This is a genomic window from Priestia taiwanensis (genome assembly GCF_014638355.1).
Taxonomy (GTDB): Bacteria; Bacillota; Bacilli; order Bacillales; family Bacillaceae_G; genus Priestia_D; species Priestia_D taiwanensis.
In genome coordinates, this window is sequence record NZ_BMFK01000017.1 from 1 (window position 1) to 928 (window position 928).

9 tRNA genes and 1 rRNA gene are annotated in these 928 nt (G+C 50.8%); all 10 read left to right on the forward strand.

Annotated elements, in window-relative coordinates:
* Positions 1 to 67: ribosomal RNA gene (gene rrf / locus IEV41_RS20420) — 5S ribosomal RNA — on the forward strand; the annotation flags it as partial.
* A 5-nt stretch (positions 68 to 72) separates the two neighbouring features.
* Positions 73 to 148, forward strand: a tRNA-Val gene (locus tag IEV41_RS19840).
* Between the two features lie 4 nt (positions 149 to 152).
* Positions 153 to 228, forward strand: a tRNA-Thr gene (locus tag IEV41_RS19845).
* 8 nt (positions 229 to 236) lie between these two features.
* Positions 237 to 312 (forward strand) — tRNA-Lys (locus tag IEV41_RS19850).
* Between the two features lie 15 nt (positions 313 to 327).
* A tRNA-Leu gene (locus IEV41_RS19855) sits at positions 328 to 411 on the forward strand.
* Positions 412 to 429: 18 nt separating this feature from the next.
* Positions 430 to 504 (forward strand) — tRNA-Gly (locus tag IEV41_RS19860).
* A gap of 9 nt (positions 505 to 513) precedes the next feature.
* Positions 514 to 602, forward strand: a tRNA-Leu gene (locus IEV41_RS19865).
* A gap of 9 nt (positions 603 to 611) precedes the next feature.
* Positions 612 to 688: transfer RNA gene (locus tag IEV41_RS19870), tRNA-Arg, on the forward strand.
* Positions 689 to 699: 11 nt separating this feature from the next.
* A tRNA-Pro gene (locus IEV41_RS19875) sits at positions 700 to 776 on the forward strand.
* A 7-nt stretch (positions 777 to 783) separates the two neighbouring features.
* Positions 784 to 859, forward strand: a tRNA-Ala gene (locus IEV41_RS19880).
* Positions 860 to 928: the final 69 nt, after the last annotated feature.

A 928-nucleotide genomic window follows, 5' to 3' on the forward strand; every position in this document is an offset into this window, starting at 1 on the left:
AAGTTAAGCTCTTTAGCGCCGATGGTAGTTGGGGGTTTCCCCCTGTGAGAGTAGGACGTTGCCAGGCAAGTCGGAGGATTAGCTCAGCTGGGAGAGCACCTGCCTTACAAGCAGGGGGTCGGCGGTTCGATCCCGTCATCCTCCACCATAAAGCCGACTTAGCTCAATTGGTAGAGCAACTGACTTGTAATCAGTAGGTTGGGGGTTCAAGTCCTCTAGTCGGCACCAGTTTTTTAGAGCCATTAGCTCAGTCGGTAGAGCATCTGACTTTTAATCAGAGGGTCGAAGGTTCGAGTCCTTCATGGCTCACCATTTATAAAATGATATGCGGGTGTGGCGGAATTGGCAGACGCACTAGACTTAGGATCTAGCGCCTTTGGCGTGGGGGTTCGAGTCCCTCCACCCGCACCATTTTTAATTAAATATGTTGCGAAAGTAGTTCAGTGGTAGAATACAACCTTGCCAAGGTTGGGGTCGCGGGTTCGAATCCCGTCTTTCGCTCCATAAGTCCTAGCCGGGGTGGTGGAATTGGCAGACACACAGGACTTAAAATCCTGCGGTAGGTGACTACCGTGCCGGTTCGAGTCCGGCCCTCGGTACCATTTTAATAAGCGCCCGTAGCTCAATTGGATAGAGCGTTTGACTACGGATCAAAAGGTTAGGGGTTCGAGTCCTCTCGGGCGCGCCATTTTTATAAAACGGGAAGTGGCTCAGCTTGGTAGAGCACCTGGTTTGGGACCAGGGGGTCGCAGGTTCAAATCCTGTCTTCCCGACCATTATATTGGGGCCTTAGCTCAGCTGGGAGAGCGCCTGCCTTGCACGCAGGAGGTCAGCGGTTCGATCCCGCTAGGCTCCACCAATTAAGTTCTTTGAAAACTAAACAAAACATGAAACGTCAATTTTTATTTTATGAGCAATTCAAATTTCT